A 6,200-nucleotide genomic window follows, 5' to 3' on the forward strand; every position below is an offset into this window, starting at 1 on the left:
CGCCACCCCGTTCCGCCCGGCCGGGGCGTTCGCCCGCAGGTGTCCCTCGACGGCTCGCTGACCCCCGGGCTCCGGCCGGGGGTACCCCCGCCGTTCGCTCATGGGCCGCACCTCCCAACGGATTTCGGGCCTATTCATCAGACGGACCTCATCAGGAGAGTCATGGCGACCAGCACCAGCGTGCCGCCGAACATGGAGAGCGCGTACGAGCGGACGTAGCCGTTCTGGATCCGCCGCAGCCGGCTGGAGATTCCGCCGATGGTGGCGGCCAGGCCGTTGACGAAGCCGTCCAGGCCGCGGCTGTCGAAGAAGACCAGGGCGGCGGTGAGCGCCGAACCGGGCCGGACCAGGACGGCGTGGTTGAAGTCGTCCTGGAGCAGGTCCCGGCGGGCGGCCCGGGTGAGCGGGGAGCCGACCGGCGGAACCACCGGGACGCCGGAGCGCCCGTACATCAGGTACGAGACCGCGACGCCGATCAGCATGCAGACCGTGGCCAGCACGGAGACCGTCAGCGGGCTCAGCGGGGAGTTGCCCTCCTCGTGGCCGGTGACCGGCTCCAGCCAGTTGACGAAGGAGTTGTTCAGGACGAACAGGCCGCCGGCGAAGACCGAGCCGAAGGCGAGCAGGATCATCGGGGTGGTCATGGTCTTCGGCGACTCGTGCGGGTGCGGGTCGTGGCCGTCGGCGTCCGGCTGCCAGCGCTTCTCGCCGAAGAAGGTCAGGATCATCACCCGGGTCATGTAGAACGCGGTGATGGCGGCGCCGAGCAGGGTGCAGAGCCCGAGGATCCAGCCCTCGGTCCCGCCCTTGGCGAAGGCCGCGTCGATGATCTTGTCCTTGGAGAAGAAGCCGGACAGGCCGGGGAAGCCGATGATGGCCAGGTAGCCGAGGCCGAAGGTGACGAAGGTGATCGGCATGTACTTGCGCAGGCCGCCGTAGTGACGCATGTTCACCTCGTCGTTCATGCCGTGCATGACCGACCCGGCGCCGAGGAACAGCCCGGCCTTGAAGAAGCCGTGGGTCACCAGGTGCATGATCGCGAAGGCGTAGCCGATCGGGCCCAGGCCCGCCGCCAGGATCATGTAGCCGATCTGCGACATGGTCGAGCCGGCCAGCGCCTTCTTGATGTCGTCCTTGGCGCAACCGACGATCGCACCGAAGAGCAGCGTGACCGCGCCGACCACCACCACGGCGGTCTGGGCGTCCGGCGCCAGGTTGAAGACGGGGCCGGAGCGGACGATCAGGTAGACGCCGGCGGTCACCATGGTGGCCGCGTGGATCAGGGCCGAGACCGGGGTCGGGCCCTCCATGGCGTCGCCGAGCCAGGACTGCAGCGGCACCTGGGCGGACTTGCCGCAGGCCGCGAGCAGCAGCATCAGGCCGATCGCGGTGAGCTTGCCCTCGCTCGCCTGGCTCGCCGCGCCGGCCGCTCCGCCCTCCGTGCCGAGGACCGGCCCGAAGGCGAAGGAGCCGAACTCCGCGAACATCAGCATGATCGCGATGGAGAGGCCCATGTCGCCGACCCGGTTGACGATGAACGCCTTCTTGGCGGCCGTCGCGGCGCTCGGCTTGTGCTGCCAGAAACCGATCAGCAGGTACGAGGCGAGGCCGACGCCCTCCCAGCCGAAGTACAGCAGCAGGTAGTTGTCGGCGAGCACCAGCAGCAGCATGGCCGCCAGGAAGAGGTTCAGGTACGCGAAGAACCGGCGCCGGCGCTCGTCGTGCGCCATGTAGCCCACCGAGTACAGGTGGATCAGCGTGCCCACGCCGGTGATCAGCAGGACGAAGGTGATCGAGAGCTGGTCGAGCTGGAACGCGATGTCGGCCTGGAAGCCGTTCACCGGGATCCAGGTGTACAGCTGCTCGGTGACGGCGCGGTCCTCGGCGGGGCGGCCCAGCATGTCCGAGAACAGGGCGAGCCCGAAGCCGAAGGAGAGCGCGGCCAGCGCGGTGGCCAGCCAGTGGCCGAAGCGGTCGAAGAGCCGGCCGCCGAGCAGCAGCAGGGCAGCACCGGCCAGCGGAGCCGCCACCAGCAGCGGAATGAGAGAGTTCACCGAAGGCCCTCCGCCTACAGCTTCATCAGGTTGCTGTCGTCGACCGAAGCGGAGTGCCTGGTCCGGAAGATGGAGACGATGATGGCGAGGCCCACCACGACCTCGGCCGCCGCGACCACCATGGTGAAGAAGGCGATGATCTGGCCGTCCAGGTTGCCGTGCAGCCGGGAGAAGGTGACCAGCGCCAGGTTCGAGGCGTTGAGCATCAGCTCGACGCACATGAACAGGACGATCGCGTTGCGCCGGACCAGTACGCCGGCGGCGCCGATGGTGAACAACAGGGCGGAGAGATAGAGGTAGTTGACCGGATTCACTCCGCGCCCTCCTCGTCGTCGGCGTTCGGCGCCGCGTGGTTGTTCGGCGCCACCGGCTCCAGCCGCTTGCGCCCGGACTCCGCACCCGGCAGCTCCTGGCGCGGACCGGACACCGGCGGACGCTCGGACGACGGGCGGCCCAGCCAGTCCGCGGTGGTCTCCTCCAGCTCGGCCATCCGCCGCAGCATGTCCTGGCTGACGTCGCGGATCTGGCCGCGCTCGCGCAGGGTCTCCATCACCGAGTCCTCGGCGACGGTGCCGTCCGGCAGCAGGCCCGGGACGTCCACCGCGTTGTGCCGGGCGTAGACGCCGGGCGCGGGCAGCGGCGGGAGCTGGATGTTGTCCCTGACCCGCTGAGCGGCCAGCTCGCGCTGGGTCTTCGGGGTCTTCACGTGCTCCCGGTGGGTCAGCACCATCGCACCGACGGCGGCGGTGATCAGCAGCGCACCGGTGACCTCGAAGCTCCAGACGTACTTGGTGAAGATCAGCCGGGCCAGGCCCTGGACGTTGCCCTCGGCGTTCGCCTCGGCGAGACCGGTGAAGGTGTCCAGCCTGGCGTTGGCGATGCCGGCGATCAGCAGCACGCCGAAGCCCAGCCCGCAGAGCACCGCGGCGATCCGCTGGCCCTTCAGCTGCTCCTTCAGCGAGTCGGCGCTGGTGACACCGACCAGCATGACCACGAAGAGGAAGAGCATCATGATCGCGCCGGTGTAGACGACGATCTGCACCACGCCCAGGAACACCGCGCCCTGGGCCATGTAACAGACCGCCAGGGCGAGCATGGTGGCCGCCAGGCAGAGCGCGCTGTGCACGGCCTTCTTCATCAGCAGCATGCCGATCGCACCGCCGACGGCGATCACCGCGAGCACCCAGAACTGGACGGCCTCACCGGTGGAGGTCGCGCCGGTGACGGCGGCGAGGTTCAGCGTGGTGGGGGCGGCGGTCACGACTGCGCCTCCTTCTCCCGGTCGGTGCGCTCCTGCGGGACCGTGCCGGGCGCCGCCGCGGTGATCTCGCCCCGGTAGTACGCGCCCTCGTCGGCGCCCGGGAAGATCGCGTGCGGGGTGTCGACCATGCCCTCGGAGAGGCCGGCCAGCAGCTGCTCCTTGGTGAAGATGAGGTCCTTGCGGGAGGAGTCGGCGAGCTCGTACTCGTTGGTCATGGTGAGCGCGCGGGTCGGGCAGGCCTCGATGCAGAGGCCGCAGAGGATGCAGCGGGCGTAGTTGATCTGGTACACCGCGCCGTACCGCTCGCCGGGCGAGTAACGCTCCTCGTCCCGGTTGTCGGCGCCCTCGACGTAGATCGCGTCGGCCGGGCAGGCCCAGGCGCACAGCTCGCAGCCGACGCACTTCTCCAGTCCGTCCGGGTGCCGGTTCAGCTGGTGGCGGCCGTGGAAGCGCGGCGCGGTGGGCTTCTTCTGCTCCGGGTACTGCTCGGTCAGCCGCTTCTTGAACATGGCCTTGAAGGTCACGCCGAAGCCGGCGGCCGGCCCGAGGACGGAAGGCTTGTCGGGCCGGTCTGGCCGGGCGCCGCTGCCGTTCTGGTCGGACGACATCTCGGTTCAGCTCCCTTCGGTATGGTCGGCCCCGTTGAGGGCGTCCTGGAGTTGCTTCGGGGCGCGGCTGCGCCGGCGCGGGACCGGCGGGAGCTGCTGGCCGGGCAGCGGGGGCACCGGGTACCCGCCCGCCATCGGATCGAACTCGCCGCTGGGCGGCGCCGCTTCGGCGGCCTCGGGCTTGCGCCTCAGGACGTCCCGCACCAGGGCGAGCAGCAGGATCGCGCCGGCCGGGGCGCCGACGTACAGCACCACCTCGCCGAAGTCGTAACCCTCGTTCCGCAGCGCCCGGACGCTGGCCACCATCACCAGCCAGACCAGCGAGACCGGGATCAGCACCTTCCAGCCGAGCTTCATGAACTGGTCGTAGCGGAGCCGGGGCAGGGTGCCGCGCAGCCAGATGAAGAAGAACAGCAGCAGCTGGATCTTGAGGATGATCCAGAGCATCGGCCACCAGCCGTGGTTGGCCCCCTCCCAGAAGGCGGAGACCGGCCAGGGCGCCCGCCAGCCGCCCAGGAACAGGGTGGACGCGACCGCCGAGACGGTGACCATGTTGACGTACTCGGCGAGCATGAACATCGCGAACTTCAGCGAGGAGTACTCGGTGTTGAAGCCGCCGACCAGCTCGCCCTCGGCCTCCGGGAGGTCGAACGGCGCCCGGTTGGTCTCGCCGACCATCGAGATGATGTAGACGATGAAGGACACCGGGAGCAGCACCGCGAACCAGGTCGGCTGCTGCGAGGCGACGATCTCCGAGGTGGACATCGAGCCCGAGTAGATGAACACCGCCGCGAAGGACAGGCCCATCGCGATCTCGTAGCTGATCATCTGGGCGGACGAACGCAGGCCGCCGAGCAGCGGGTACGTCGAGCCGGAGGACCAGCCGGCCAGCACGATGCCGTAGATGCCGACCGAGGCGGTGGCCAGGATGTACAGCAGCGCCACCGGGAAGTCGGTCAGCTGGAGCGGGGTGCGGGTGCCGAAGATCGACACCTCGTCGCCGGCCGGGCCGAACGGGATCACCGCGAAGGCCATGAACGCGGGGATGGCGCAGACGATCGGGGCCAGGATGTAGACCGCCTTGTCGGCGCCCTTGACCACCAGGTCTTCCTTGAGCGCCAGCTTCACGCCGTCCGCGAGGGACTGCAGCAGGCCCCACGGGCCGTGCCGGTTGGGCCCGATGCGCAACTGCATCCAGGCCACCACCTTGCGCTCCCAGACGATCGCGATCAGCACCGTGCCGACCAGGAAGGCGAAGCAGAAGACCGCCTTGAGCAGCACCAGCCACCAGGGGTCGCGGCCGAAGAAGCCGAGGGTCTCGTACGCGGCGAGGTTCACTGCTCCTCCTCCGGGGTCGGTTCGGTGGCGGCCGGCCGGGCCTGCTCGGCGGGGGCCCCGGTGAGGGTGTCCGCCGCGATGGTGACCAGGTGGCCGACGGTGGTGCCGAGGGCGCGGTGGGCGCCGCCCGGCGTGGAGTTCAGCGGGATCCAGACCGTCCGGTCCGGGATGTCCTTGGTGATCTCCAGCGGCAGCGTCAGCGACCCGGCCGGGCCGGTCAGCCGCAGGGCCGCGGTGGCCGCGGGCCCGTCCGCGCCGACCTCCTCGGCGGTGGCCGGGGAGATCCGGGCGACGGCCCGGTGCCGGGTCCCGGCCAGATGCGGGTCGCCCTGCTGGAGCGTGCCGTTGTCGAGCAGCAGGCGCCAGCCCGCCAGCACCGCCTGGCCGGTGGCCGGCCGGGGCAGCAGCCCGGGGTGGGCGGCCGGGTCGGCGGCCCGGTCACCGGGCCACGGCGCGAACCGGTCCAGCTCCAGCCGGGCGGCCCGGACGTCGGGCAGGCCGAGCCGGTGGCCCAGCGCGTCGGCCAGCATGTTCAGCACCCGGACGTCCGAGTGGAGGTGACGGCCCATCTGCTGGTCGGGCTTGAGCGCGGCCTCGAACATCCGCACCCGGCCCTCCCAGTCCAGGAAGGTGCCGGCCTTCTCGGCCACCGCGGCGACCGGCAGCACCACGTCGGCCCGGGCGGTGACGGCGGACGGGCGCAGCTCCAGCGAGACCACGAACGGCACCGCGGCCAGCGCCTCCTCGGCGAGTGCCGGATCCGGCAGGTCGTCCGGGTCGACGCCGCCGACCAGCAGCGCGTCCAGGTCGCCGGCGGCGGCGGCCGCGAGGATCTGGCCGGTGTCCCGGCCGGTCCGCGCCGGGAGTTCGGCCACGCCCCAGGCGGCGGCGGCCTCGGCGCGGGCGGCCGGGACGGAGAACGGCCGGCCGCCGGGCAGC

6 protein-coding genes are annotated in these 6,200 nt (G+C 70.9%); all 6 read right to left on the reverse strand.

Annotated features, from left to right (window positions below; all coding sequences use genetic code 11):
* Positions 1 to 137 precede the first annotated feature (137 nt).
* Complete coding sequence (gene nuoL, locus ABZ885_RS13620; RefSeq protein WP_360187267.1) at positions 138 to 2,054, reverse strand: NADH-quinone oxidoreductase subunit L; 1,917 nt, start codon at positions 2,052 to 2,054, stop codon at positions 138 to 140.
* Between the two features lie 14 nt (positions 2,055 to 2,068).
* Positions 2,069 to 2,368: an NADH-quinone oxidoreductase subunit NuoK gene (gene nuoK / locus ABZ885_RS13625; protein WP_360187268.1), complete on the reverse strand. Its 300-nt coding sequence runs from the start codon at positions 2,366 to 2,368 to the stop codon at positions 2,069 to 2,071.
* The gene (locus ABZ885_RS13630; RefSeq protein WP_360187277.1) at positions 2,365 to 3,294 is read right to left on the reverse strand and encodes an NADH-quinone oxidoreductase subunit J; all 930 of its coding nucleotides are present in this window, start codon (positions 3,292 to 3,294) and stop codon (positions 2,365 to 2,367) included. Before ABZ885_RS13630 ends, nuoK begins: the two co-directional genes overlap by 4 nt.
* Positions 3,295 to 3,311: 17 nt before the next feature.
* Positions 3,312 to 3,923 (reverse strand): NADH-quinone oxidoreductase subunit NuoI, encoded by a 612-nt coding sequence (nuoI, locus tag ABZ885_RS13635; RefSeq protein WP_360187269.1) that lies wholly within the window; start codon positions 3,921 to 3,923, stop codon positions 3,312 to 3,314.
* 6 nt (positions 3,924 to 3,929) lie between these two features.
* On the reverse strand, positions 3,930 to 5,261 hold the full coding sequence (gene nuoH / locus ABZ885_RS13640; protein WP_360187271.1) for an NADH-quinone oxidoreductase subunit NuoH: 1,332 nt from the start codon (positions 5,259 to 5,261) through the stop codon (positions 3,930 to 3,932).
* The coding region (locus ABZ885_RS13645; protein WP_360187273.1) for a molybdopterin-dependent oxidoreductase at positions 5,258 to 6,200 on the reverse strand (943 nt) is incomplete at its 5' end. The genes nuoH and ABZ885_RS13645, both read right to left, overlap by 4 nt.

Origin of the sequence: Kitasatospora sp. NPDC047058, assembly GCF_040643935.1 — a bacterium.
Classification (GTDB): domain Bacteria; phylum Actinomycetota; class Actinomycetes; order Streptomycetales; family Streptomycetaceae; genus Kitasatospora.

What these genes read in the sequence shown, in the direction of transcription:
- nuoI (WP_360187269.1), bottom strand. Translation starts at nt 3,923, where the DNA reads ATGTCGTCCGACCAGAACGGCAGCGGCGCCCGGCCAGACCGGCCCGAC.